Source organism: Bailinhaonella thermotolerans, from assembly GCF_003594875.1.
In the GTDB taxonomy this organism is placed as follows: Bacteria; Actinomycetota; Actinomycetes; order Streptosporangiales; family Streptosporangiaceae; genus Bailinhaonella; species Bailinhaonella thermotolerans.
Map to the genome: position 1 here is coordinate 817,236 of NZ_QZEY01000001.1, position 26,625 is coordinate 843,860.

Genomic DNA, 26,625 nt, shown 5'->3' on the forward strand with positions numbered 1-26,625 from the left:
TGGATCTCTTGACGTGGAGGGTTCGGTCGAGCGGGTCGTGTACGTCGGGGAGGACGAGTACACCGTCGCGCGGATGAGCGCCGAGGGGGTGGGCGCGTTCGTCGCGGCGGGGCGGGCGCTGGCCGGGGCGCAGCCCGGGGAGACGCTGCGGCTCACCGGGGAGTGGGGGGAGCATCCGCGGCACGGCAGGCGGCTGACGGTGGTCACCTGCCAGCGGGTCACCCCGGCGACCGTGCACGCGATCCGGGCCTATCTGGGGTCGGGGCTGATCCGGGGCATCGGGCCGCGGCTCGCGCACGCGATCGTCGATCACTTCGGGGAGGCGACGCTGAAGGTGATCGACACGACGCCGGAGCGGTTGCGGGAGGTCGTCGGGATCGGGCCCGCGCGGCAGGCGCAGATCCGCGAGGCCTGGGAGGAGCAGCAGGCCGTCGCCGCGCTGATGGTGGTGCTCAGCGGGTACGGCGTCAGCCCGCGGCTCGCCGCGAAGGTCTATCGCGCGTTCGGGGCGGAGTCCGCGGAGGTGCTGGCGCGCGAGCCGTACCGGCTGATCTCCGAGGTGAGGGGGATCGGGTTCGCGACGGCCGACCGCATCGCGCTTGCCTCGGGGGTGCCGGAGAGCAGCCCGGAGCGGATGAAGGCGGCGATCCTGGAGGCGCTGGAGCGGGCCGCCGGGGCCGGGCACTGCTTCCTGCCGCTGCCCGCGCTGCTGTCCGCCGCCGCCGAGCTGACGGGGCAGGACCGGGAGTTCGCCGGGCGGATGGTGGACCCCCTCTCCGCGGAGGGGCGGGTGGTGGTGGAGGCGTCGCTCGACCAGCCGGGGCGCAGGGTGGTGTACGCCAAGGAACTGCACGACCGGGAGCTGGCGCTGACCATCCACCTGGGCCGGCTGCTGGGGGCCCGTTCGACGCTGCCGGTGCGCGGGTTCCCCGAGGACCCGGATCTGCACGAGGACCAGCAGGTCGCGGTGAACACGGCGCTGACCAGCACGGTGTCGATCCTCACCGGGGGACCCGGCTGCGGCAAGAGCCACACGGTGCGGGCGATCGCGCGGACCGTCAGGTCGATGGGCGGCACGGTGACGCTCGCCGCGCCCACCGGCAAGGCGGCCAAGCGGCTGTCGGAGCTGACGGGGCTGCCCGCGATGACCGTGCACCGCCTCCTCGCCTTCCGGCCGGACGAGAGCCTGCTGTTCCAGCGCGCCCCCGCGCAGGCCGACCTCGTGGTGGTGGACGAGGCGTCGATGCTGGACCTGAACCTCGCCGCGCGGCTGGCGGCGGCCGTGCCGAGCGGCAGCCACCTGCTGCTGGTCGGCGACGAGGACCAGCTCTCCAGCATCGGCCCGGGCAGCGTGCTGGCCGACCTTCTGCGGGTGGAGGAGATCGCGCGCGTCCGGCTGACGCACGTCTTCCGCCAGGCGGGCGACAGCGGGATCGTCCGGGCCGCCCACGAGATCAGGGCCGGCCGGATGCCGGCGCTCCCCGGCCGCGCCGGGTTCTGGTTCGAGGAGGTGGACGATCCGGAGCTGGTGGCCGAACGCGTGGTCGAGCTGGCGACCGAGGGCATCCCCCGCAAGCAGAACGTCTCCCCGGACCAGGTGCAGGTGCTGGCCCCCACCCGGCGCGGCGTGACCGGGACCGCCGAGCTCGGCCGCCGCGTCCAGGACCGGCTGAACCCGGCCCGCGACGACGTGCCCGAGCACTGGGCGGGCACGGCGGTCTTCCGTCCCGGCGACCGGGTCATGCCGATCCGCAACGACTACGACAAGGGCGTCTTCAACGGCGAGACCGGCACCGTCACCGAGGTGAGCCTCCAGGCGCGGCAGGTGGAGGTGCGCACCGACGACGGGCTGACGGTGTCGTACGGCTTCGACGAACTGGACGACCTCGTCCACGCCTACGCGATCAGCGTGCACCGCTCCCAGGGCAGCGAATACCCGTTCGTGGTCGCGCCCCTCGTCCCGGAGTCCGGCGGCGTCATGCTCCGCCGCCGCCTCCTCTACACCCTGGTCACCCGGGCCCGCTCCTGGGTCGTGCTCGTCGGCTCCCGCGCCGCCCTCCGCCAGGCCGTGCACCGCGCCACGCCGCCCCGCCACACCGCCCTCGCCGCCCGCCTGGCCCTCCTGCTCCGCTCCTGACCCGCCCACGGCCAGCCCCAGAAGGCACGCCGCCGGCCAGGCCGACGACCAAAGAAGCGGGCTCGCCTACCACGCGGCAGATCATCCTCTTCCGCCCCGGGGCCGGCGCGCCCGAAGCGGGGTCGAGAGGGACAGGAGCCGGGCGGGGTCGCGGAACCAGAGGGCCGGCACTCCGCGCGCTCTGCGGCTACGGGCATCCGGCGGGCCTCGTGGCGCAGAACGGCCGACCCGCGTCACGCCGGCTTCCCGGCCCGCCGAGCGCCGGGCTCACGGGAGTGCGCGGTGCCGCGAGCTCGGGGCCGCCTCTCCCACTCTCGGAGGACCTTTATGCGGAAAAAGTCAGTCCGGTAAATATCCCACTATTTACCCATATAGATGCAGATATGGCGAATACAGGGAGTCCCATTCCCGAGAAGGACATAAAGCGAGGGCGACTTGAATCGTGGCGGGAGTGAAGTATTTCGGAAGTGATGGGTACGCTGGCGGAAGCCGTTGAAAGCGCCTCTCGGAAGGGGCTCCATGGGCATCTTCGTCAGTTTCTCCGGCACGGCCCCGATTCCGGGGGCGGACACCGGGTTCCGGATCTGGTCGTACACCGTGACCCCGTCTTCGCCTGGCGAGATCCCGGCCGGACAGCAGATCGCGCTCGCTCTGCCGCTCGACGTCGACATCCGCGATCCCGCGCACTTTCCCGGCGTTCCCGCACTCGCCGGCGCGTTCCTGGTGCGCGACACCGCTGCCGGCCGTCAGTACGCGGGCCGGGTGACCGGGCCCGCGGGCACGCAGACCATCTCGTTCGTCGCCCCCGCCGCACAGTCCACCGGCGAGGTACTGCTCGTCCGGCTCCAGTCCAACGCTCTGGTCGTCGCCCTGCCCTTCTCCGTCACGCCGAACGGCCCGCAGGCCCCCACGCAGCGCCTGATCGCCCCGATCGCGGGCCGGCCGGTGTTCCAGGGGCGCCCCCTGACGGACTTCACGGGCATGCTGCCGTACGCCAGCGAGGTTTTCGGGGTCTACCAGCCGCTGGTGAACTGGCTCGGCGCGCAGAACACCGTCTGGGCCCTGGGAAACGGCGAGACCGGCGCGGGACTCGGCCACGACCGGTTCTTCGGTCCCGCCGCCCGCGCGCTCGACGATGAGGTGCTCGCCGAGATCGCGCGGCGCTTCGGGGGCTCCGCGCAGAGCGTGCTGTCACCGGTGGGACTGGTGAACCTGTTCCGGCAGTACTTCTTCGAGTTCGACACGTTCCTCGGCGCCCCCGCCGGTCACCTGTGGCTCAGTCCCGGCGGCACGGTCGAGGTGGTGGAGACGAGCACCCGCCGCACGCTGGTCGAGCGCACCGCCGAGCAGGCCGAGGAGACCTCGCGCAAGGTCGAGGAGAGCCTGACCGAGCAGGACGACGTGGCGGACGCCGTCAAGGAGGAGAACGCCAACGACACCAAGCTCGGCGTCAGCGCGACCGGCGGCGTCAACGCCCCGATCTTCCACGCGGACGCCAGCGCGAGCTTCACGGTGCAGAGCACGGTCAAGCGCTCGGCGGAGGAGACGCACAAGCACGCCCGCACCCAGAGCTCCAAGGTCACCAGCGAGATCAAGCGCAACTACAAGACGACGTTCAAGACGGTCACCGAGACCACCGACACCTCCAGTCGCCGCTATGTGGTGCAGAACACCACCGGGCAGCTCGTCAACTACGAGCTGCGCCGCAAGATGCGCAAGGTCGGCGTGCAGCTCCAGCACATCGGCTCGCGTCTGGCCTGGCAGATCTACATCGACAAACCCGGCCGTCACCTGGGTCTGGGCGACATGGTCGACCTCGTCACCGGGCCCGACCTGACCGGGGTGCAACGGCCGGAGATCAAGACCCACCCCGCCGAGCAGAAGGTGACGCACTCCCTGTCGCTGCCGTTCATCCTGCATCAGGGGGCCGACGACGAGGCCGAGAACACCTACACGCTGTCGCCGGAGAACGGCGACCACGGCATCCACAAGCCCACCGCCGGCACCAACAACATCATCCAGTTCCGGTTCGACTTCCCGCTGCCGCCTCCGCCGCCCGGGTTCGAGGTGAACCGGCTCGGCTTCGTCGACTTCCGCGGAGCGCAGGTGCAGTTCACCACCGATCCCACCAAACTGGGAATGCAGCTCAACCCCGACCCGGCCAAGAACTCCCTGGGGCTCCGGCTCACGCACGCCAACTTCCAGAGCCGCAAATCCCTGCCCTTCGATGTGTCGATCATCTACACCCCCACCGCGACCACCAAGGCGGACATCGACAAGGCCAACGCGGAGGCCAAGGCCGCCTATGACAAGCAGATCGCCCAGCTCCAGCGCGAGGCGTACGGCCAGGCGGTGCGGGACCGGCTGCGCAAGGTCTCCCGGATGCAGTCCCGCCCCGCGGAGGACCTGCGCAGCGAGGAGCGCCAGACCGTGTTCCGCAGCCTGCTCTTCCGCGTCGACCTCGGCCCCGACCCGCACCTGGGCGCCGAGGTCCTGCAGCAGATGTTCGACGTGGACGAGATGCTCTACTTCGTCGCCCCCGACTACTGGCGGCCCCGCACGCCCACCCCGCCCCCGCCGCACCCGGTGCCGCCCGAGCCGAGCCAGTCCAGCGTCGGCCGCTACCCCGTGCCTCCCCTGGCCGGGTCCGGCGGCGCCGCGCTCACGCGGGGCGACACCGTCGTGAGCTGGTACTCCCACACCGACCAGAACAACGCCATCGACCCGCTCGGGCACTCCAGCGAGGAGTGGCGGGTCAACTACCTCATCACCGACGACAGCCTGCCCGCGCCGCTCGGCAGCTCCCTCGGCTGGCTGATCCAGACCGACGGCGACGAGCGGCGCAACGAGTTCCTCAACGCCGCCTGGGTCAAGGCGGTGCTGCCGGTGCGCCCGGGCCAGGAGGCCCGGGCCCTGGAGCTGCTCAGGACGATCGAGGGCGAGGCCGTCTTCGACAAGCCCTACCCGGTCCAGCCCGGCGACCCGCCGGAGTACCAGGGCCTGACCGTCGGCGAGGTGCTGCGCAAACTCGCGGCCAAGGTCCAGGCGGACAACACCGACCCCGCCGCCATGCTGGCCGCCGAGAAGGTCTTCGAGACCGGATTCGATCCGCTCGCCGGCGGCTTCCGCCCGGCCGAGCCGTACCAGGTCTTCGACCAGTGGGTCGAGGTGCTGCCGACCGACCAGATCGTCGCCGTGGCCGTGCAGTACGACCCGAAGACCGGACAGCAGTTGTGAGCCGCGTCCCGGTCACGCTGCGGGACCGTACGGCGGACGCCTTCACCCGGCTCATGACGCTGCCCGACGGGGTCGCGGTGCCGGCCGAGCCGAGCGCGCTGTGCCTGAAGGACACGAAGGCGTGCGTCAAGGGGGCCAAGCGGTCCGTGCCCACCGACGTGCCGTCGTACTTCCCCGGTCTGAAGAGCTGGGATCCGCCCGACTTCGCCGACTGGATCTTCACGGCGGCCCCGCTCCTCACCGGCCCCGCCCAGGCTCGGCTGCTCAACGTCTCGGTCGCCAAGCCCGCCCCGGCCGGATACACGGTGAACGTCTTCGCCAGCGGTTTCGGCTCGCCCGACCTGTGGCCGATGGCGGTGGCCGTCGCCACGCCCAAGGGGCTCCCCGACGACAAGCCCTCGTCCTTCCTGGTGCTGTTCCAGAACACCCCCATGCAGGACCCCACCTCCAACGCCTACCGCTTCTTCGAGCCGCCCTGGGGCTGGGACTGGCTCTTCTACCAGTTCTGGCGGTGGTTCGGGCTGATCAACGTGCCGATCTGCGCCAACTGGGCCGCCTGGGGCCTGCCGTACCAGCTCACCCGGGCAGGCAAGAAGTTCGTGCTGGTCATCCCGCAGATGCCGATCGACACGCTGGCGCGCGACCCCGCCCGATACGCGCCGCTGTCCGGAGAGCGGCTGGCCAGGCTGCTGGGGGCGATCCAGCAGATCGTCGCGCCGAATGCGGGTGGCGCCGACCCCGCCCACGTGGCGCTGGCCGGCTTCAGCAACGGCAACCTCGTGCTCTCGAGCTTCCTCAAGAACAACCTCGCCAAGCACGCGGCCGCGGCCGACCGCGCGATGCTGGAGAAGATCCGGGAGATCTACGTGTTCGCCCCTCCGGAGCAGCAGTGGGCGGGCGCGGAGATCTTCGACTCGTGCGCGGCCTGGAAGGCGGCGGTCCCCGCGGGCGTGCTCCGCGCCTATACCCACGCCGTCTACGACCTGGCCTACGAGAAGCTGCTGGGACGCCGTGCGGTCAACGCCGGGGTCCCGTTCGACGGCGACAACAAGGCCGGCGACCTGTCCCTGTCCTACCTGCCCTACACCCCCGCCGACAACGTCTGGACCCGCGCGTGCCAGGGGACCCTCAAGCGCACGGTCCCCAAATGCGCCTGCGCCGCGAAGGTCGGCTTCGACAACGTCCACCACTGGATCCCCGGCCTCGCCCTCACCCACGCGGCCGCCCGCAGCCCCTTCCTCTGAGTCCTCCGCCCGCGAGCCGGTGAGGCGGGACGACTCGCACGCGCAGAACGACTCCTCGCGCCCCTCCACCTCTCCGGTGGTGGCCGCGCTCGGTGAGCCGGGAGGCCGGGTGCGGTATCCCCGGTGCGCGTCCGCGCACGATGGCCGGGATCGGCGGCGGCCACGGGACGGCTCCCTGGCTCCGCCGTACGGCTCCCGCACCGCTGGGCGGGCGGTGCGGGAGGAGACCGCGGGGTGGGGTCAGGGGGTGGGGATCTGGGCCAGGTCCCGGCTGCGGGTCTCCTTGGCGGCCAGGACGCCGGCGGTGGAGATCACGGCGGCGATGGCGACGTACCAGGCGATGGGGGTGGGGGTGCCGTAGGAGGCCAGGAGGGCGGTGGCGATCAGCGGGGCGACCGAGCCGGCGATGATGGAGGTGACCTGGTAGCCGATGGAGGTGCCGCTGTAGCGGACGGTGGTGTCGAACTGCTCGGCGAAGAACGCGGCCTGCGGGCCGTACATGGCGGCGTGGGCGATCAGGCCGCCGACCACGGCCAGGGTGATCAGCGCGGGGTTCCTGGTGTCGAGCAGGGCGAAGAACGCGAAGGCCCACAGGCCCATGCCGATGGTGCCGAACAGGTAGACCGGGCGGCGCCCGACGCGGTCCGACAGCGCCCCGAACGCCGGGATCGCGATCAGGTGGGCGACGTTGGCCACCAGCAGCGCGTTGAGCACCAGCGACCGGCTCAGCTCCAGGTGCGTGGTGACGTAGGTGAGCACGAACGCGGTGATCACGTAGTAGGAGATGTTCTCGGCCATGCGGGCGGAGATGCACACGCCGATCTGCTTGGGGTGCCGGCGCAGCGCCTCCAGCGCGGGCGCGCGCCGCACCGCCTGCTCCGCCTCGGCGCGGGCGCGCGCCTCGAGGAACACCGGGGCGTCCTCGACGCGGGAGCGGACCCAGTAGCCGAACAGGATGAGCAGCGCCGACAGCAGGAACGGGATCCGCCAGCCCCAGCTCTCGAAGACGGCGTCGGGCATGGTGGCCGCCAGTACGGCCAGCACGGCGGTGGCCAGCAGGTTGCCGACGGGGACGCCCGCCTGCGGCCAGCTCGCGTAGAAGCCGCGCCGCGCGGGGGAGCCGTGCTCGCTGACGAGCAGCACGGCGCCGCCCCATTCGCCGCCGATCGCGAAGCCCTGGACCAGGCGCAGCAGGGTCAGCAGGACCGCGGCCCAGATGCCGATGCTGGAGTAGGTGGGCAGCAGGCCGATGGCGGCGGTGGCGACGCCCATCAGGACGAGGCTGACCATGAGCAGCTTCTTGCGGCCCACCCGGTCGCCGAAGTGCCCGAAGACCAGGCCGCCGAGCGGGCGGGCCACGAAGCCCAGGGCGTACGTCAGGAAGGCCAGCATCGTGCCGACCAGCGGGTCGCTCTCGGGGAAGAAGAGCTTGTTGAAGACCAGGGCGGCGGCCGAGCCGTACAGGAAGAAGTCGTACCACTCCACGGCCGTGCCGACCAGGCCGGCCAGGAGCACCCGGCCGATCCGGGTGCGTGACTGCGGGGGAACGGCGGCAGTGCTCATCAGGGCTCCTGGGGGTCGCGGCGGCCGGGCCGCCGGGGACTGAGCGAGAGGCGAGCTGGGAGGAGCGGGGCGGGCCTGGCCCGCCGCTTCCGTGGGGCGCGGTCCTCACGGGCGGGGGTGGGCCGCGCGAGGGCCGCGCTCGCGGCGCGCCCGGCTGGGGGTCCGGGCGGCCGCCGTACGGCCGCGCCCGGGTTCCGTCCGGGCGCGGCCGGGGCGTCATCGCGATGCGCGATGCGGGAGGACTGTCCGGTCGTGCGTTCCCCGGGCCGCGGGGTCCGGCCGGGGAGTGGCCGCGTTCGCGGCTCTCATGTCTGGGAAGGTAGGCCGATCTCCGGGGGCGGCCAATGTGAGCCGGCCACCGGATCCGCGCGGGATGGGTGTGCGGCCCCGACACCCCCGGGCTGCGCTACCGCCACCGGCTCGTGCGGCAGGTGAAGCTCGCCGCCGAGGCGGGGTCTCCCGACCCGTCGTACGCCGGCCAGGCCGGGTGCTCGCACAGGGGCCGGGTACGGCCGCCGGCCTGCGGGTTCTTGTCGGTCACCACGGGCCGCGCGGGGGCCTGGCCCCGCTCGGCCCAGGTCTCCAGGGCGGTGACGGAGTCCCAGCCGGCGGCGAAGGGGGTGTCGATGTTGACGTGGTTGGCGCCGGGCACCAGGTAGAGGCGGGCGAAGCGGCGCGTGGCCCGCTCCCCCACGGTCCGCTGGACCCGCCGGAAGTACTCGACGGTCGACCGGTGGCTGACCAGCTCGTCGGCGGTGCCGTGCAGGATGAGCAGCTTGCCGCCCGCCGCTGCGAAGGGCCGCAGGTCGGGGTCGTTGACGTCCTGGAGCGCGGACAGCTCGCTGATGCGCTCACGCCAGGGCCCCGGGCGCAGCGGGTCGATCGCCAGCGGGTCGTGGCGCGGGTCGCGGGTGACGAAGAAGCGCACCCACTGGTCCCAGAACTGCACGCCGTACCCGCTGGTCTTCGGCATCGGGCGGGCCGGGGCGGTGGTGCCCATGCCGACCAGGCGCGTGGTCATGTCCGCGCCCGACAGGAACGGGAACCCCGGATAGCCGCGCTCACCACTGGCGATCCGGTACGGCCAGCGCAGCGGCGAGGAGATCGCGACAACGGCGCGGATCTGCTCGTCCGACAGGCAGTGGTCGCCGGCGTCGGCGCCGCGCGGGCAGCGCAGAGCGCGCGGGTCGTAGCGGCATCCGGCCTCGTCGGAGATCACGCCGTCGCGCAGCCCGTCGAGCCCGTCACAGGCCTTGATCACGCTCGCGTGCAGCAGCGCCTGCTCGGCGGGGCCGGGGAACGCGCCAGGGCGGGACAGCACCCGGGCCTCGTGGCCGAAGAACAGGTCCAGGCTCGCGGCGTTCCAGGCCGGGTAGACCGAGATCACGCCGTCGAAGTCCGCGGGCCAGCGCTGCGCCACCGCCAGCGCCTCCCGGCCGCCGGTCGAGCCTCCCGCGAAGTAGGCGTACGCCGGGCGGGCCCCGCCGTACCGGGCGGCGATGAGGAACATGGCGGCGTCGCGCGTCTTCTTCAGCGCGTCGCCGGCGAAGTTGCGCACCGCCTCGTCGTTGACCCCGAACGACCCGTCGAGCGAGGGGGCCGGGAGGAAGTCGGGCGGCGCCTGGTGGCCGGAGTCGCTCGCGAACGTGGCGTATCCCCGGGCCAGCGGTACGGGCGCGTCGGCCGGGCCGAAGGGGACGTTCCCGGCGACGTCGGGGATGGTCCCGTTGTAGCCGCCGCCCCCGAACATCATCGCCTTGCGGTTCCAGGCGGACGGCAGCGCCAGCCGTACCCGGATGTCGGGGGCGGCCGGATCGACGGGGTGGATCGCGGCGTCCACGCGGCAGTACTCCCCGATCGGGCCGGCCGCGGGGACCGGCTGGGCCGCGGTGACCTCGCCGCCGGTCGTGGGCAGGCCGATCGCGGACGCGGGGATGGCGGTTCCGGTCAGCTCGGCGCAGGGTCTCGGCCCGGTCGGCGCCCCGGCAAGCCCGGCCCGCGCCCCGTCGGCCCGCGCCCCGGCAGGCTCGGCCCGCGCCCCGGCGGGGGCGGCCGTCAGCGACGCGGCCGCGAGCGCGAGCAGGAGCGCCGGGGCAACGGCGAAGATTCTTCTCATCGGTCCTCCATCGCCTCCGCACCTTTTGGCGGGGACCGCAAGGCTAGGCGCGGCGGAAGAGCCCGGACCATGTGCGCCGCCCCCAGTGTCCGCGCGGCGCGATGTGGGCGGCCAACCCCAGGCCCCGCGCTCCCCCACCGTGAGCTGCGACGATCCGGGAGTACGGCGGCGCGGGGGACCACGGCGGCCGACGCCGGGGATCACCGGCGCGCGGGGGGTCACAGGACGGACGGAGGATCACGGGACGCGGCGTGAACTCCCTCTCCGATCACTGGCGGTGGGAGGTACGGAAGGATCGGGCGCGGCCCCGGGGCCGGGCGGGCCCGGGACAGGCGGCCGGGATCCCGGCAGCACGAACGTAAGCGGCCGTGGAAGGGGCGTCGATGTGATCGGGTCACAGGCGGCGGCCGGAAAGAGTGGGAACGCGGGACGGAGCCAGTGCGGGCCGGGCCCCTTTACATGGAGGCGACCGAACGTTCACGTCCCGGACGACGGGCTGTGAACTCCCCCTCGGTTTCCCAGGAGGTGGGCCCATGCCCGAGCACCGAACCGCCGCGGTCCTCCGCGGCCCCGTCTCTGCCCTGGCCGCCGCGCTCGTCGCGCTCGCGGTCGCCGTGGCCTTCGTCGCGCTCTCGTCCCGTCCGGCCTCGGGTACGGCGGCGCGGGCGGCCGGCGCGGCCGTACCCGACCCGGTGATCATCATTCCGGGGATGACCGGGGACACGTCGTACATGAGCACGATGCGGACGAACTTCGTCAACGCCGGCTGGCCCGCCGACCGGGCCGTCACCTGGACCGACAGCACCAAGATGACCGGCGACCTGACCCGGGCCGGGCAGGAGATCGGCCAGAAGGTGGACCAGGTGCTGAGCCGGACCGGGGCGCGGAAGGTCATCCTGGTCACGTGGTCGGCCTCGACGCTGGCCGCGCGCTCCTACCTCAAGCACGTGCCCGGCGCCCAGGCCAAGGTCTCGCACTACTTCTCGATGGCCGGTCCCCACCACGGCACGACCACGGCCTCGGCCTGCCAGAACACCTACACCTCGTGCCGCCAGTTCGCCGTGGGCTCGGCCTGGCTGCGCGACCTGAACGCGGGCACCGAGGTCCCCGGCTCCCCCGCCGTGCGCTACACCACCCTGCGCTCGACCTGCGACACCAACGTCAGCCCGAGCGTGTCGGCGGAGCTGGCCGGGGCGGACAACCGGCTGGCCCCGACCTGCGTGAACCACTTCCAGTTCCCCACCGACACCGGTGTCTTCAACCTGATCAGGCAGATCATCGGCTCCGGCGGCGGCACCCCCGGCCCCACGCCCACCTCCACCGCCCCGCCGCCCTACAGCGAGAAGGTCTCCGCGACCGCCGTCGACCACTACCTGGCCGGCCGCGTGGACGTGAACGGGTACCTCACCCTGGGCGCCCGCTACGGCTACGTGGAGGCGTTCCCCCTCTACCGCTGCGCCGCCGCCTGGACCGACAAGCCCGACTGCTCACCCCTCTGATCCGGCGGCCCCGGCCTCCCCGCGACGCGGGAGGCCGGGGCCGGGGCGTTCGCGGGGACGGGATCGGCTGGGTGAAGCCGACCTTCCGGCCACCCAGCACTAACCCGTTGTGACGGTCATCTCCCTTATCGTGATGGTGGGCAGGGGCTTTACCCAGGCATCATTACTGACAGTAGTCAAATGACTGCGGTAAGCGAAGAAAGGTCGATCATGTCTCCCCGCCCCGCCCGCCGTCCCCCCGCGGCCTCCGGCCGCACGGCACTCACGGGCAGCCGAACCCCCGCTCTTCCACACCGCCCCGACCGGCGCCGTCGCGTTCACCGGCCGGATCCGGAGGTCACCGGCACCCGGCTGTCGTGGCGGCGGCCCGTCGCGGCCGGCGAACTCGCCCGGACCGGCAGTCTCATCCTCTGACCGGCCCTCCCCGGTGAGCGCGTTCCCGCGCCACCGCGCCGGCCGCCCCTAGCCGGCCGGCATCGCCCGAGCCGGTCGCACGCGGCCCTCCCGTCCAGCGCGTCACCGGTCATGCCCGGCGCGCGCGACATCCCCGCTTCCGGGCCGTCCCGCCCGGCAGGCCCCCGGCCGCGCCCGCCGTACCCACGGCTCCGTCTCGGCGCCCTCGCGTCATCAGCGCACGTCATCCCCCGTCCCCGGCTCCGGTACGGCCGGTGGCGGGCGCATGCCCGCCCTCGGGCGGGCCCACATCCCACCGGAGCGCATCGCTCCACAGCCGGCCGCGACAGCGGCCCACACAGGAAAGGCGGCTCATCATGGCCGAAGCGCAGAACCCCGCACCCGGCGGCTGCGGCAAGCCCGTACGCCTGGAGAACGGCGGCTTCGACAAGCCGGAGATCCCTCAGAGCGAACGCAAGCATCCCAAGTTCTTCAACAAGGGCCAGGTGCCCGGCTGGAAGACCACCGAGCGCGGCGGCGAGGGCCAGATCGAGATCTGGCGCGCCGGCGACAACTACGAAGGCGTCGAGAGCAGCAAGGCCGGCGACCCCCAGTTCGCCGAGCTGAACGCCAACGAGCCGTCCATGCTGTACCAGGACCTGGACACCCCGGTCGACGGCCAGAAGCTGTACTGGAGCCTGTCCCACCGGGGACGCCGCGGCGAGGACACGATGTACGTCCGCATCGGCCCGGTCCCGGCCGAGGGACAGAAGTTCCAGCCGAACAACGAGCCCGTCAACGGCAAGCCCGGCAAGGACACCCCGCTGGTCAACGGCAAGTCCTGGGGCCGGCACTCCGGCGTCTACATCGTCCCCGCGGGCCAGCGGCGCACCCGGTTCGGCTTCGAGGCCGGCCCCACCGCGTCCAACGACAAGAGCGTCGGCAACTTCCTGGACGACATCTCCTTCGGCACCGAGCCGTGCGTGGTGCTGACCAAGAAGGTCGTCCCCGCCAGCGGCGAGGTCAAGGCCGGCGACACCCTCACCTACGAGGTGACCGCCACCAACGAGGGCGGCTCTCCAGCCGACAACCTCATCCTCACCGACACCATCCCGGCCGGCACCAGCTACGTCCCGGGATCCCTGCGCATCACCCACGGCCCGGGCACCGGGGAGACGCTCCCCGACAACCGGGGCCAGGGCCGCGCGTACTACGACCCCGCCTCACGCACGGTCACCTTCCACCTCGGCGAGGGCGCCACGGCGACCAAGGGCGGACGGCTCACCGAGACCAGCGAGACCACGCCGGTGTCCACCACGGCGCAGTTCCGGGTCACCGTGGACCGCTCGGGCGGCGGGCCGATCGAGAACCAGGCCGTCGCCACGTACGACAACACGATGGAGAGCCCCGTCGAGAGCAAGCGATCGGTCTCCAACGCGGTGTCGACCGCGCGGCAGCGCGCCACGAAGCTGTCCCTGACCAAGGCCGCCGACCGCACGCAGGTCACCGTCGGCGAGATCGTCACGTTCCACATCCTGGTCACCAACCAGGGCCCGGGCGAGGCCACCGGGGTCAGCGTCACCGACCGGCTGCCCCGGAACCTGACGTACGTCTCGGCGACCGCCACCGGCGGAAGCGGTGGCAGCGGTTACGACCCGGCGACCGGCGTCTGGCACGTCGGCACGCTCGCCCCGCGCACGAGCGCGCACCTGGAGCTCAAGGCGGCGGTCACCAGGCCGGGCTCCATCCGCAACATCGCGCGCGCCCGGGCCAACGAGACCACCGCCGAGTCCGGCACCGGGACCAGCACGATCACCCTGTGCGCCTATCCCCCGGCGTCCTGCCCGCCCGGCGGCGGAGGCGGCCACGGCGGCTGGGGCGGCCAGGGCGGCCACGGCGGTTGTGGTGGCCAGGGCGGCTGGGGCGGCCAGGGCGGGTGCTCACCCGTCCCCGCGCCTTGCCCCGAAGCCTGCGGCCTGACCGCCTCCGGCCGTACCGAGCCCGGCAAGGGCTGGCGGTGGTACAGCGACAAGACCGTCTTCATCGACGTCGACACCACGGACGCCGGGTTCACCGCCACACCCGTGTATCTCACGTCACTCGACGCCGGGCAGTCCTGGGTTCCCAACGGCTTCACCCAGGTGTCCGGCGCCGCGCCGACCGGCTTCCGCCTCTACTTCTGGCGCGCCGACGGCGCCCCCTTCTCCCCCGCCGACGCCGAACGTCTCAACCTGCAGGTCAACTGGATCGGCCACCAGCAGCCTGAATGACCCCGGCCCCCCGTGCCCGCCCTGCGGCCCAGGGCGGGCACACCCCTCCCCGCCGACCCGGCCGTACGGCCCCGCCCGGCGCGGGCCGAGACCTCGCCGGTCGGGGCCGGGCAGGATTACCTTAACCTTCACCTGGGAAAACTACGAACAGTAGTTGAACGACGACCGCGGCGGCATCTCGTGCTGGGCGCGGGGGACGGGCGGTCCGGCCGCCCCCGCCTCGCCGGTCACGCTCCGCGCGGCCGTGCCCGCCACGCCGCGAAGCTCGCCGCGAGGTGTCCCCGGCCTCATGACCCGGCCCCAGGCGCCGGGCCGCTCCGCCGCCCGCTCCCGACCCGTCAACCGACCCTGCCGCGACGCCCCGGCGCCGGAAGCGGTTCCGGCGCCGGGAGGACGCGGCCGCCGCTCACCCGGAAACCCGCAACGCACAAGGAGGCATCATGAACATCAGCCCGCGATCCCATCCCCGGCGCGGCGTCCTGGCGCGCGTGCTCATCGCGGCGAGCGCCGCCGCCGCGCTGACGGTGGCCGCGCCCGCGCCCGCCTCGGCCGGCGTCGACAAATGCGCCGGGGCCGCCGCCAAGGCCGGCACCCTCTACCTGTCCCACCTGAAGAACTGCGGTGAGGCGGGGACCTACCACTACACGATCAAAGCCGGCGATCGGACGGGCAAGACCAACAACCACGCCTACGACGGCAAGCAGCTCATCTTCCGGGTTCCCTTCGACGTCCCGGCGGGCACCCCGATCTGCGCCGAGCTGTGGTACCACGAGCCGGGCAGCGAACGCCTGACCAGCATGGGCCGCCCCTGCACCGTGATGCGCCCCGCGACCACCGAGCCCCAGGACCCCGCAGGGTCCGGGTGGTGACCGGCGAATCCACCCCTCCACCCGCCGCGCCCACGCGCGGACGCCCGGCCGCCGCCGGGATGCCGACCGGCATCCCGGCGGCGGCCGTCCGGCGGGGCCCGGGAACGTCCCGGAGGTTCCGGTGAACATCCCGGAGGTTCCGGTGAACATCCCGGACGTTCCGGTGAACGTCCCCGGGACGTTCCGGTGAACGTCCCGGAGGTTCCGTGAACGTCCCGGAGGTGAACGTCCCGGGGCCGGCCCCGGCCCGAGGTCTGGACGGCCCGCTCCCGCGGAGTTAATTTGCTTGCGGGTCCGCAACCAATGCGGGGTGGCAAATGGATGACCGGGAGCGCCTGCTCGAACTGCTCGCCTCGATGCAGCGCGACCTGCTGCCGTCGCTGGTGCGCATGCACGAGCACGACGACCTGCGCATGCTGGACTCGGTCATCCTCCAGGTCCTGGAGCGGGGCGGCGCGCCGACCGTCAAGGAGCTGGCGGCCCTGATCGACCGATCGGTCTCGCGCACCAGCCGCATCCTCGACGACCTCGTGCGACGCGGGCTGATCGAGCGCTACGAGGACGAGGCCGACCGCCGCGTGCGCCGCATCCGCATCAGCGCCGGGGGCGCCGAGACCCTCCGCAGGATCCGCGACCTGCGCATCGACGCCCAGATGGCGCTCTGGAACCGGCTCACCGAGGACGAGCGGGAGATCGTCCTCCAGTCCATGGAGATCTTCGCCAAGGCCGCGAGGAGGATGCGGGATGAAGCTGATCGACCTGTCTGAGATCGACGCCACCATGATCGATCTGGTCGGCGGCAAGGCGGCCGGGCTCGGCGAGATGATCAGCGCGGGAGAACGCGTCCCCCCGGGATTCTGCCTGACCGTCGAGTCCTACAGGTCCCGCGACCTCCCGGAGAAGGAGCTGCTCGACGCCTACGAACGGCTCGGCGGCGGGCGCGTGGCCGTACGCTCCAGCGCCACCGCCGAGGACCTGCCCGAGGCCAGCTTCGCCGGGCAGCAGGACACCTTCCTCGGCGTCGAGGGCGCCGCCGCGCTGATCGAGGCGGTCCGCCGGTGCTGGGACTCCCTGCACACCGAGCGCGCCGTCGCCTACCGGGCCCACGCCGGCGTCGGCGACGCGGCGATGGCCGTGGTCGTCCAGCGCATGGTCGATCCCGTCGCCGCCGGCGTCCTGTTCACGGCCAACCCGATCACCGGCCGCCGCACCGAGATGGTCGTCGACGCCGCGCCCGGGCTCGGCACCGCCGTCGTCGAGGGCACCGTCGTCCCCGACCACTACGTCCTGGACCACCGGGCGGCCGCCGTACCCGAGGACGGCGGATGCCTGGACGCGGCGCGGCTGCGGGAACTGCGGGAGGCCGGGCTGCGGCTGCAGAGGCACTTCGGGTCGCCGCAGGACGTCGAGTGGGCGTTCGACGCGGACGGGGTGCTGTGGCTGCTGCAGTCCCGGCCGGTCACCACCTTGTTCCCGGCCCCGCCGGACACCGGCGACACGCGGCTCTACCTGGAGGTCGGCCACATCCAGGGGATGCTGCGGCCGATGACCCCGATGGGGGTGTCGCTGCTCAAGACGGGCTCGGGCATGTGGTTCCGGACCATGGGCGCCCGGATCGACCCGCGCGACCCGCTGCCCCGGCTGGTCCCCATCGGCGGGCGGCTCTACTTCGACCTGACCGACTTCATGCGCAGCGGGCCCCTGCGCAAGCGGCTGCCGGCCTCACTGGAGGTGTACGGCCCGCGGGTCCGCCGCGCCGTCGAGCGGATGCTGGACGACCCGCGCTTCGCCCCCCGCCCCGGACTGCCGCTCCGCCTCGGCAACGCCGCACGGATGACCGTACGGCTGGCGCCCGCCGCCGTCCTCGGCCTCACGCGGAGCCTGGCGCGGCCGGACGCCGCCCGCGCCGCGGCCTATCGCGCCCTTGAGGAGATCCGCCGCCGGACGACCCCGCCGGCCGGGCCGATGACGCCGGCCGAACGGCTCCGCTGGGTGACCGAGGAGTCCCAGCGGGCCGTCATGGGCCCGGAGATGATACGGCTCATGTGGCCGCTGATCGCCGGGATGCTCGCCGGCGTCGCCCCGGCCGGGCTGCTCGACGGCGTCGCCACCGAGGCCGAGCTGGACACCGTCCTCGGCGGCATGCCGTACAACGTGACCACGGAGATGGATCTCGCGCTGTGGCGGGTCGCGGTGAACGCGCGCGAGCACCGGGAGCTGTTCCTGCACACCCCGCCCGGCGAGCTCGCCGCGCGGCACCTCGCCGGTGACCTCCCCGACATCGGCATGACCGCCTTCCTCGACCGGTACGGCCTGCGCGCGGCGGCCGAGATCGACGTCGGCGTGCCCCGCTGGGAGGAGGACCCGGCGCCGCTGTTCGCCACGATCGCCAACTACCTGCGGGTGGACGACCCCGCCCAGGCCCCCGACCGGCGCTTCGCCCGGGCGGCGGCCAGGGCCGAGGAGATGGTCCGGACGCTGGCGCGGCGGGCCCCGCGCCGCCGTCCGGTGCGCGGGCGGCTCGCGGTGTTCCTCATGCGCCGCTCGCGCCGGCTCACCGGCCTGCGGGAGATGGGGAAGTTCGCCTGGCTCCCGGCCCTTCAGCAGGCCCGCCGCCAGCTCCTGGCGGTCGGGGCCGACCTGGCCGCCCGGGGGCTGCTCGAACACCCCGGCGACATCATGTTCCTCGACCTGGCCGAGGCCCGCGCGGCCGTGCACCAGGGGGCCGACCACCGGGAGCTGGTCACGGCCCGGCGCGCCGAGTACGACCGGGAACTGCGGCGGCCCGTCGTGCCGGGCGCCCTGCTGTCCGACGGGACCGACGTGGAGGCGCTCGCCCCGCCCGACCCCGCCGGGGAGGGGGTCCTGACCGGGATGGCGGGAGCCGCCGGGCAGGCGACCGGCCGCGCCCGGGTGATCCTCGACCCGGCCGGCGCGCACATCGAACCCGGCGAGATCCTCGTCGCGCCCACCACGGACCCCGGCTGGACCCCGCTGTTCCTGACGACCGCCGGGCTGGTCACCGAGACGGGGTCGCCCGTCGCCCACGGCCCCACCGTCGCCCGCGAGTACGGCATCCCCGCCGTCATCTGTGTCCGCGACGCCACCCGCCGGATCAGGACCGGCCAGCTCATCACGATCGACGGCGCCGCGGGCACCGTCCGCCTGGAACCCGCTCCCTGACGGGCACGGCCGCGGGCCCGGATCGCGGGTCGAACGCGATCAGGTCACGAAAGCCCCCGGGCGGGACCGTGTGGGTTAGCGTCGGCGCATGGCGCTCGCCTCGATCCCCAGCCCGGCCGAGAGTGTCTGGCACCTGTGGTTCATCCCGATCCGGGCCTACGCGTTGTGCTTCATCGTCGCGATCGGCTTCGGCATCTGGCTGAGCGAACGCCGGTGGCGGGCCCGGGGCGGCGAGAAGGGCGCGATCACCGACATCGCGTTCCCCGGGGTGATCTTCGGCCTGATCGGCGCCCGCCTCTACCACGTCATCACCGACTGGCAGATCTACTTCGGCCCCCGCGCGGTCAAGGAGCCCTACCGCGCCCTGTTCATCTGGGAGGGCGGCCTCAGCATCTGGGGCGCGGTCGCCCTGGGCGGGGTCGGCGTCTGGCTGGCCTGCCGCCGCCGCGGCCTGCCCCTCGGCGCCGTCGCCGACACGGTCGCCCCCGGCATCGCCTTCGGCCAGGCCATCGCCCGCTGGGGCAACTGGTTCAACCAGGAGCTGTACGGCGGCCCGACCACGCTCCCCTGGGGCCTGGAGATCGACCGCGCCCACGGCGGCGAGCCCGGAGTCCTCTACCACCCCACCTTCCTCTACGAATCCCTCTGGACCACCGCCCTCGGCTTCGCCCTGATCCTCGCCGCCCGCCGCCCCGCGTTCGGCAACGGCCGCCTCTTCGCCCTCTACGTCGCCGGCTACACCGCGGGCCGCTTCTGGATCGAGGGCCTGCGCATCGACCCGGTGGGCGCCGTGGACCACGCGGTCACCTTCCTCACCCTCCGAATCAACCAATGGACCTCCCTGGCCCTGTTCCTCGCCGCCCTCCTCTACCTCCGACGAACCCACCCCGAGCCCACCGCGGAACCCGCGCCCCCGACCACGCAGGAGGCGACCAGCGGAACGAGCGAGGGGTGACGGCCGCCGACCGGCCGACCCGCATGAGAGTCTTCGACGCCGTCTTACGAGGTCAGACGGGTGGCGATGGTGACTGCTCGGGTGGCGAGGTGGGTTAGGGCGGCTTTCACTGGGTCGGTCAGGGGGGTGTCGTTGGTGGGGCCGGTGACGTGGGAGACGCCGTAGGGGTTGCCGTCGGCGAACTTGAGGGGGTCGGTGTAGCCGGGCGGGACGATCAGGCCGCCGAAGTGGTAGATCGTGTTGTAGAGGGCGAGCAGGGTGCTCTCCTGGCCGCCGTGGGCGGTCATCGTCGAGGTGAAGCCGGCGTAGACCTTGTCGGCGAGGAGTCCCTGCTGCCACTGCGGGCCCAGCGTGTCGAGGAACTGCTTGAGCTGGCTGGCCACGTTGCCGTACCGGGTGGGGGTGCCGAAGAGGACGGCGTCGGCCCAGACGATGTCGTCGGGGGTGGCCTTGGGCTCGTTCTTGGTGTTGTCGAAGTGCTGGCTCCACGCCGCGTTGGAGGCGATCGCCTCCTCGGGCGCCAGCTCCGGCACCTGGCGCAACCGCGTCTGCGCCCCCGCGTCCTCCGCCGCCTGGACGATCAGCCGCGCCATCTGGTGGATCGTCCCGGTGGACGAGTAGTAGATGACAGAGACGTTGACCATGGTCGTTCCCCCCGTGGTGCCGTGACCTACGAGGGGGCGGTACCCCGTCGCGCCGGGACAACCCCTCACCTGCGCTTTCGCACCGTACGGCGCGGCGCCCGGCCGTACGGCGAGGCGGGCGGCCGCGCCGTATGCCTGGGCGGCGGCTGCGCCGTACGGCGGGCGGGGTGGTCAGGCGCGTTTGGCGATGGCGGTGATGAGGGGCTGGACCAGGCGGGCGGCGAGGGGGCCGAAGGCCGCGAGGATGAGGACGTAGGTGGCGGCGAGCGGGCCCAGGTCGGGGTGGGCGCCCGCGGCCACGGCCAGGCCGGCGATGACGATGTTGAACTCGCCGCGGGGGATCAGGGCGATCCCGGCCCGGGCGCGACCGGCGCGGGCGATGCCGGCGCGGCGGGCGGCGTACGCGCCGGTAGCCAGCTTGGTGATCATGCTGACGAAGGCCAGGAGGGCGGCCAGGGCGGCCACCGGGGGGATCTTGGAGGGGTCGGTCTGGAGGCCGAAGAAGACGAAGAAGACGGCGGCGAACAGGTCGCGTAACGGGGCCAGCAGGGCCTGGGCCTCGTGGGCGAGCTCGCCGGACAGCGCGATGCCCACGAGGAACGCGCCCACCGCGGCGGACACCTGGAGCTGCTGGGCCACCCCGGCGACCAGCAGCGCCAGGCCGATCACCTTCAACAGCAGGACCTCGCTGTTCGGGCTGGCCACGAACGCCTCGATGAAGCGGCCGTAGCGGAGGGCCACGAGCAGGACGACGCTGACCGTGCCGAGCGCGATGGCGACCGTGACCGCGCCCGCGGCCAGGCTCAGGCCGGACAGCATGGCGGTCAGGATCGGCAGGTACACCGCCATCGTCAGGTCCTCGAAGACCAGCAGCGACAGCACGACGGGGGTCTCGCGGTTGCCGATCCAGCCCAGGTCGGACAGCACCTTGGCGGTGATGCCCGAGGAGGTGGCGTAGGTGACGCCGGCCATGGCGACGGCGGCGACCGGCCCCCAGCCGAGCAGGAGCGCGGCGATCGCGCCGGGCGCGGCGTTGAGCACCAGGTCCACCAGGCCCGCGCGGGCGTTGCCCTTGAGGCTGGTGACGAGCTCGTCGGCGTTGTACTCCAGGCCCAGCGTGAGCAGCAGCAGGATGACGCCCAGCTCGGCGCCGGTGGCGATGAACTCCTCGCTCGTGGCCAGGGGCAGGATGCCGCCGGTGCCGAACGCCAGCCCGGCGATCAGGTAGAGCGGGATGGGTGAGATCCCGGCGCGCAGGGCGAGCGCCCCGAGCACGCCGAGACCGAGGAGGACCGCACCGAATTCAAGGAAGAGGATGGCCGTGTGGTGCACGCGGCCTAACCCTGGGAGAAGATGTCGGCGACGGCGGCGGTGCTCTCCGGGCTGCCCACGACGACCACGATGTCGCCGGGTGCCAGCGCGAACTCCGGCCCGGGGCTGGCGGACACCTGCCCGGCGCGGACCACGGCGACGATGGAGGCGCCCGTGCGGGTGCGCACGCGCGCGTCGCCCATGGGCCGGCCGGCGTACGGCGTGCCGGCCAGGATCGGCAGTTGCAGGCTCACCAGGCCCTCGACGTCGCGGTGCAGGGCGTTCAGGCGCTGCACGATGCGGGGCGCGCCGAGCAGCTCGACGAGGGCGTCGGCCTCCTCGTCGTTGAGCTTGACGACCTCGCAGGCGCGGTCGGGATCGTCGGGATCGTAGATCACGAGGTCGCGCCGCCCGGTCCGGTGGGACACCACGCCGATGCGGCGGCCGTCCCGCGTCGCGAACTCGTGCCGCAACCCGATCCCCGGCAGAACCGTCTGCTCGACCTCCACCGCGCCGCTCCTCCCCCGCTCATACGTATGACGTCCCCCCGAACCTACCAACGCCCAGCCCAGCCCGCGTACACCCCCGAGCGGCCCACCCTCGTACGGCTCCCGCCGGCCCCACAAGGCGTCCCGCGCCCCTCCCGCGCGGGGACGGCCGGCCCCCGTCCCGCGTCAGGCGGGGGTGAGGACCTTGACGACGCCCGGCACCACGGTGCACGTGAGGGGGGCGGGGGTGATGCGCTCGCCGTCGGCGTAGGCGATCACGCCGGGGGCCTCCAGGGCCACGTGGCGGGCCTGGTAGGTGGTGACCGACGGGTGGGAGGTGTGGGTGCCGGTGTAGATGCGAGGGAAGTTGCGGACGAGGTCCCACGCCGTGCCCGCCTTGATCACGCAGACGTCGAGGAGGCCGTCGTCGGGGCGGGCGGCGGGGCAGACGCGCATGCCCCCGCCGTACATGGAGGTGTTGCCGACGGCGACGAGCGCGGCCTCGGTCTCGATCTTCTCGCCGTCGAGGGTGATCGTGTACGGGATCGGGCGCAGGCGGGCGAGTTCGGCCAGGGTGGCGGCGGCGTAGCGGGCGCGCCCGCGCGGGAAGGCCATGCGGTTGGCGCGCTCGTTGACCCTGGCGTCGAAACCGCACGCGGCGACGCTGAGGAACCACTCGCCCTCGTGGTCCCCGGCCTGCGGGCGGATGCGGGCGGCGTCGAGCTCGCGGACGTGCCCGGCGCTGACGATGCGGGCCGCGGCGGCGGGGTCGCGCACGGGGACGCCGAGGGCGGCGGCGATGTCGTTCCCGGTCCCGGCCGGGATGATCCCGAGGGGCGTGTCGGTGCCGGCGACCGCCTGGAGGGCGAGGTGGGCCAGGCCGTCCCCGCCCAGGACCACCAGGGCCTCGCAGTGCTCGGCGACCGCCATGCAGGCCAGTTCCAGCGTCTCGCCGGGATCGTGGCCGCGCAGCACGGACACCTCGGCCCCGCGGGCGCGCAGGGCCCGCACGAGCGGGGCGAGCAGACGGAGGCCGCGGCCACCGCCCGCGGAGGGGTTCACCAGGACAGCGATCTCACGGGCCACGCCCGGAACATATCCGGAGAAAGCCTCGAACGGGCTAGGGCGTTCCCAAATCGATAGGTGACGCCTCGTCGTCGTCCAGCCCGGAGTAGTCCTCGCCCTTGGGCTTGCGCCGGTCGCGGAGGAACATGAACAGCTCGGCGGCGAAGAAGAGCCCCACCATCGGGATCGCCAGCACGAGCATGCCGAACGGGTCGGTGGTCGGGGTGGCGACCGCGCCGAACACGAACATCAGGAAGATGATCAGCGCCCGGTTCTTCTTCACCTTCTCGTGCGGCAGCACGCCGATCAGGTTGAGGAACACCAGGAACAGCGGCAGCTCGAAGGACACGCCGAAGATCAGCAGCATGCCCAGCGTGAAGCCGAGGTACTCGTCCATCCCGATCAGGGGTTTGACCATGTCGGGGGCGAACCCCAGCATGATCGCCAGGCCCTTGTCGAGGATGGCGTAGGCCAGCGCCGCGCCCGCCACGAACAGCGGCACGGCGATCAGCATGAACGCGACGGTGTAGCGCCGCTCGTTCTGATAGAGACCCGGGGTGACGAACGCCCAGATCTGGTAGATCCAGATCGGCGCCGCGATCACGAGACCGAAGATCGCCGCGATCTTGATGTTGATCAGGAAGGCGTCGAACGGGTTGTGGAAGTACAGCTCGCACGTGCCGTTCTTGGTCACCGTCTGGGGCAACTGGCAGTACGGCTGGACGAGGAAGTCCCACAGCGTGTCGAAGAAGACGAACCCGATGACGGCGCCCAGCACCAGGCCGAGCACCGACTTGACCAGTCGCCCGCGCAGCTCGCGCAGGTGCTCGATCAGCGGCATGCGGCCGTCGGGGCTCGCCGCGCTGCGGCCTTTGCCCAGACGCGGCAGCTTCAGCGACACCATCGAGCCGTCCTTGTCTTCCCGTCATGTCTCAGGCTGGTGGCGGTGTCAGGCTCAGCGGCGCTGCTGGTCGCGCTGGGCGTCCGACACCGGGACACCGTTGACCACGGCGTCGGCCGGCTGCTGGGGCGCGGCGGGCTGCGGCGCGGCGGCGGGAAGCTGCTGCGGCGCGGCGGGCGCGGCCTGAGCCTGCGGGGCGGCCGGCTGGGCCGTGGGCTGGTCGTCGTCGGACGTCATCGACTTGGTCTCGGCCTTGAAGATCCGCAGGGACCGGCCGAGCGCACGCGCCGTGTCCGGCAGCTTCTTGGCGCCGAACAGCAGCACGATGATGAGCCCGATGATGATCAGCTCGGGGGCTCCCAGGTTGAACGGCATGACACTTCCTTATAAAAGGCCGGGGTTAACCTCAGCACCGATCGTACGCTCCCGCGCGGGCAGCATCATCCCTCGCGGTGTTGAATCGTGCTCTTCAACGTAGATTGTTTGACTTCAAGCAGATCCCGCGTCCGCTGGATTTCACGTCCCAGTCCCCGCACGGCCACGAAGACGCGCACGGACGCCACGCCGATCACCACCAGCCCGGCGGTGGCCAGTACGAGGAACACGATCGCCCAGGTCACGTCTGCGACCCTAGCGGACGAACCGCCCCAACCCGCGAACCGACCTGTCCCGTACGGCTGACGCGAGCGCGGCCGTGGGCCGTACGCTCGACGCCGGCCCGGCCCTGAGCCGTACGGTGAGCGCCGGCCGGGCCCTGGGCCGTACGGCCGGCGCGCGCCCGGCCCTGGGCCGTACGGCTCACGGGCGGGCGGGCGCGGCGTCGTACAGCGCCAGGGCGGACAGGGCGGTGTCGCGGACCTCCCCGGCCAGCGACGCGGGGGCCACGACCTTCCCAGCGTCGCCCAGGCGCAGCGCCAGGCGGCGGACCCAGCCGGTGTCGCGCGTGCGCAGCGTGAGGTGCAGGCGCCCCTCGCCCAGCTCGCGGACCTCCTCGCACGGGTAGTACTCGGCGACCCAGCGGCCGGACGCGCCGACCTCCAGCTCCACCACCGTGTCCTCCGGCGACGGGCGGAACAGCCCCGCCTCGACGTCCACCGGCTCGGCCTCCGGCGGCGGGGACGCCTGCTCCTCCAGCGCCTCCACCGAGTGCATGCGGTCGAGCCGGAACAGCCGCACGGCCTCGGCCCGGCGGCACCACCCCTCCAGGTACGACCGGCCGTCGGCGACCACGATCCGCATCGGGTCCACGTCGCGCAGGGTCGTCTCGTCGCGGCCGGGCACGTAGTAGCGCAGCCGCAGGACCCGCTCGCGGGCCAGCGCGTCGCGGACCACCGCCATCGCGTCGGGCGAGGCCTCGACCTCCACGCTGACCTGGCTGCTCACGGCCGAGGCGGCGTCGCCGGCGGCGCGCTCCAGCTTGGCGATCACGCGGGCGAGCGCGTCGCGGTCCTCGATCTCGGGCAGCTCGGCGAGCATCCGCAGCGCGACCAGCAGCGCGCTGGCCTCGTCCACGCCCAGCCGCAGCGGGCGGGCGATGGTGTCGGCGTTGCTGACCAGGATCTCGTCGCCGTCCCAGGACACGTCGATCAGGTCGCCGGGGGTGTGGCCGGGCAGGCCGCACATCCAGATGAGCTGCAGGTCGTCGATGAGCTGCTTCTCGCTCAGCCCGAACGTGCGGGCCACCTCGCCGACGCTCATGCCGGGGTGGGCCTGCAGGTAGGGGACGAGCGTGAGCAGCCGCGGCAGCCGGCTGGCGGAACTCATGAGGACAGCGCTCCCTTCAGTCGGCGGATCACGGCCTCGCGGGCGTCCGGCGGCTCCACGACCTCGGCGTCGGCCCCGAAGGCGACCACCCAGCCGGCGAACCGCTCGGTGTCGGCGTAGACCAGCTCGGCCCGGTCCCAGCCGGGTCCGTCGGGCCGCAGGTCGCGGGCGCGGTGCCGCAGGCCCTCGCAGGCGCCCTCGCGCAGCCGTACGACGGCCACCCGGTCGTGGGGCTGCCGGTCGTAGGGCACGACCATCTCGCGCACGTTGACGCCCTCGGGGACGGTCACCGTGCCGGGGCGGCCGGCGAAGCGCACCTGCCCCTCGATGCGGCTCAGGCGGAACACGCGCGGCTCGTCGCGGTCGCGGTCGTGCCCGGCGAGGTACCACTTGCCGCGGCGGCTCACCACGCCCCAGGGCTCCACGACGCGCTCCCTGGCGGCCTCGTGGCCCGCCGTACGGTAGTGGAAGGCCACCGGGCGCCGGTCACGCACGGCCTCCCACAGCGCCGGGAAGGCGGGGTCGCGCGTGTCCACGCGGAACTCCAGCGCCCCCGCGCTCGGCTCCTCGGTCTCGGCGCCGGCCGCGCGCAGCTTCAGCAGCGCCCCCGAGGCGGCCTCGGCCAGGCCCGCGCGCCGCCACACCTGCGCGGCCAGGCCCAGCACGGCGGCCTCGTCGGGCTCGATCGTGATCTCGGGCAGTTCGTACGCCTGCCGGGGGATGCGGTAGCCGGGCTCGTCGTCCCACGGGTCGGCCCCCACCTCGATGGGGATGCCCAGCTCGCGCAGCTCGCCCTTGTCGCGCTCGAACATGCGCTGGAACGCCTCGTCGCCCTCCGGGTACCCCGGGACGGCCTGCCGGATCTGCACGGCCGTCAGCGGGCGGCGGGTGTGGAGCAGGCAGATGACGAGATTCAGCAGGCGCTCAGTCTTCCGCCGTGACATCCGGCCTCCCCGCAGCAGTCATCGTCGTCTCCGCCTCCTCGC

General features: G+C 73.1%; 20 protein-coding genes. 9 read left to right on the forward strand and 11 right to left on the reverse strand.

The genetic code is table 11. The features are described 5' to 3' along the window. Positions 1-13: 13 nt before the first annotated feature. From recD2 to D5H75_RS04050, 3 genes are all read left to right on the forward strand, one after another. Positions 14-2,137 (forward strand): SF1B family DNA helicase RecD2, encoded by a 2,124-nt coding sequence (gene recD2 / locus D5H75_RS04040; RefSeq protein ID WP_242453958.1) that lies wholly within the window; start codon positions 14-16, stop codon positions 2,135-2,137. 519 nt (positions 2,138-2,656) lie between these two features. After that, positions 2,657-5,374, forward strand: a complete 2,718-nt coding sequence (locus tag D5H75_RS04045) for a hypothetical protein (protein ID WP_119924919.1) — start codon at positions 2,657-2,659, stop codon at positions 5,372-5,374. Next, the gene (locus D5H75_RS04050; protein WP_119924920.1) at positions 5,371-6,618 is read left to right on the forward strand and encodes a hypothetical protein; all 1,248 of its coding nucleotides are present in this window, start codon (positions 5,371-5,373) and stop codon (positions 6,616-6,618) included. Before D5H75_RS04045 ends, D5H75_RS04050 begins: the two co-directional genes overlap by 4 nt. A gap of 240 nt (positions 6,619-6,858) precedes the next feature. Here D5H75_RS04050 and D5H75_RS04055 read toward each other — a convergent pair whose 3' ends face one another. Both D5H75_RS04055 and D5H75_RS04060 read right to left on the reverse strand, forming a co-directional pair. After that, positions 6,859-8,181, reverse strand: a complete 1,323-nt coding sequence (locus D5H75_RS04055; protein WP_119924921.1) for an MFS transporter — start codon at positions 8,179-8,181, stop codon at positions 6,859-6,861. A gap of 406 nt (positions 8,182-8,587) precedes the next feature. Next, on the reverse strand, positions 8,588-10,297 hold the full coding sequence (locus D5H75_RS04060; RefSeq protein ID WP_119924922.1) for a tannase/feruloyl esterase family alpha/beta hydrolase: 1,710 nt from the start codon (positions 10,295-10,297) through the stop codon (positions 8,588-8,590). A gap of 533 nt (positions 10,298-10,830) precedes the next feature. Between D5H75_RS04060 and D5H75_RS04065 the strand changes: the two genes are divergently transcribed. From D5H75_RS04065 to lgt, 6 genes are all read left to right on the forward strand, one after another. Next, positions 10,831-11,796, forward strand: coding sequence for an esterase/lipase family protein (locus tag D5H75_RS04065; RefSeq protein ID WP_119924923.1), 966 nt, complete (start codon positions 10,831-10,833; stop codon positions 11,794-11,796). Positions 11,797-12,566: 770 nt separating this feature from the next. Then, positions 12,567-14,459: a DUF11 domain-containing protein gene (locus tag D5H75_RS04070; protein ID WP_119924924.1), complete on the forward strand. Its 1,893-nt coding sequence runs from the start codon at positions 12,567-12,569 to the stop codon at positions 14,457-14,459. A gap of 440 nt (positions 14,460-14,899) precedes the next feature. Next, positions 14,900-15,328: a hypothetical protein gene (locus D5H75_RS04075; RefSeq protein WP_119924925.1), complete on the forward strand. Its 429-nt coding sequence runs from the start codon at positions 14,900-14,902 to the stop codon at positions 15,326-15,328. 317 nt (positions 15,329-15,645) lie between these two features. Then, positions 15,646-16,095: a MarR family winged helix-turn-helix transcriptional regulator gene (locus D5H75_RS04080; protein ID WP_119924926.1), complete on the forward strand. Its 450-nt coding sequence runs from the start codon at positions 15,646-15,648 to the stop codon at positions 16,093-16,095. After that, on the forward strand, positions 16,073-18,511 hold the full coding sequence (locus tag D5H75_RS04085) for a PEP/pyruvate-binding domain-containing protein (RefSeq protein WP_119924927.1): 2,439 nt from the start codon (positions 16,073-16,075) through the stop codon (positions 18,509-18,511). Before D5H75_RS04080 ends, D5H75_RS04085 begins: the two co-directional genes overlap by 23 nt. 88 nt (positions 18,512-18,599) lie before the next feature. Beyond that, positions 18,600-19,466: a prolipoprotein diacylglyceryl transferase gene (gene lgt, locus D5H75_RS04090; protein WP_119924928.1), complete on the forward strand. Its 867-nt coding sequence runs from the start codon at positions 18,600-18,602 to the stop codon at positions 19,464-19,466. 44 nt (positions 19,467-19,510) lie between these two features. Here the strand turns inward: lgt and wrbA are convergent, their stop codons facing one another. The 9 genes from wrbA to D5H75_RS41245 all read right to left on the reverse strand — a co-directional run bounded on the left by wrbA (position 19,511) and on the right by D5H75_RS41245 (position 26,583). Then, complete coding sequence (gene wrbA / locus D5H75_RS04095; protein WP_119924929.1) at positions 19,511-20,110, reverse strand: NAD(P)H:quinone oxidoreductase; 600 nt, start codon at positions 20,108-20,110, stop codon at positions 19,511-19,513. 171 nt (positions 20,111-20,281) lie between these two features. After that, complete coding sequence (locus tag D5H75_RS04100) at positions 20,282-21,442, reverse strand: cation:proton antiporter (RefSeq protein ID WP_119924930.1); 1,161 nt, start codon at positions 21,440-21,442, stop codon at positions 20,282-20,284. 5 nt (positions 21,443-21,447) lie between these two features. After that, positions 21,448-21,930: a cation:proton antiporter regulatory subunit gene (locus D5H75_RS04105; protein ID WP_119924931.1), complete on the reverse strand. Its 483-nt coding sequence runs from the start codon at positions 21,928-21,930 to the stop codon at positions 21,448-21,450. A gap of 165 nt (positions 21,931-22,095) precedes the next feature. After that, a complete protein-coding gene (locus D5H75_RS04110; RefSeq protein WP_119924932.1) occupies positions 22,096-22,995 on the reverse strand; it encodes a diacylglycerol kinase in 900 nt (299 codons plus the stop codon). A 34-nt stretch (positions 22,996-23,029) separates the two neighbouring features. Next, positions 23,030-23,878, reverse strand: a complete 849-nt coding sequence (gene tatC / locus D5H75_RS04115) for a twin-arginine translocase subunit TatC (protein WP_242453959.1) — start codon at positions 23,876-23,878, stop codon at positions 23,030-23,032. 51 nt (positions 23,879-23,929) lie between these two features. After that, complete coding sequence (gene tatA, locus D5H75_RS04120) at positions 23,930-24,250, reverse strand: Sec-independent protein translocase subunit TatA (protein WP_119924933.1); 321 nt, start codon at positions 24,248-24,250, stop codon at positions 23,930-23,932. Between the two features lie 65 nt (positions 24,251-24,315). Then, the gene (locus D5H75_RS04125; protein WP_119924934.1) at positions 24,316-24,495 is read right to left on the reverse strand and encodes a hypothetical protein; all 180 of its coding nucleotides are present in this window, start codon (positions 24,493-24,495) and stop codon (positions 24,316-24,318) included. Between the two features lie 178 nt (positions 24,496-24,673). Continuing rightward, positions 24,674-25,639 carry a helix-turn-helix transcriptional regulator gene (locus D5H75_RS41240; RefSeq protein WP_202637789.1) on the reverse strand — a complete coding sequence of 322 codons (966 nt, stop codon included), beginning with the start codon at positions 25,637-25,639 and terminating at the stop codon, positions 24,674-24,676. Continuing rightward, entirely contained in the window at positions 25,636-26,583 is a 948-nt protein-coding gene (locus tag D5H75_RS41245) for a helix-turn-helix transcriptional regulator (protein ID WP_202637790.1), read from the reverse strand. Before D5H75_RS41245 ends, D5H75_RS41240 begins: the two co-directional genes overlap by 4 nt. Between the last annotated feature and the right edge of the window lie 42 nt (positions 26,584-26,625).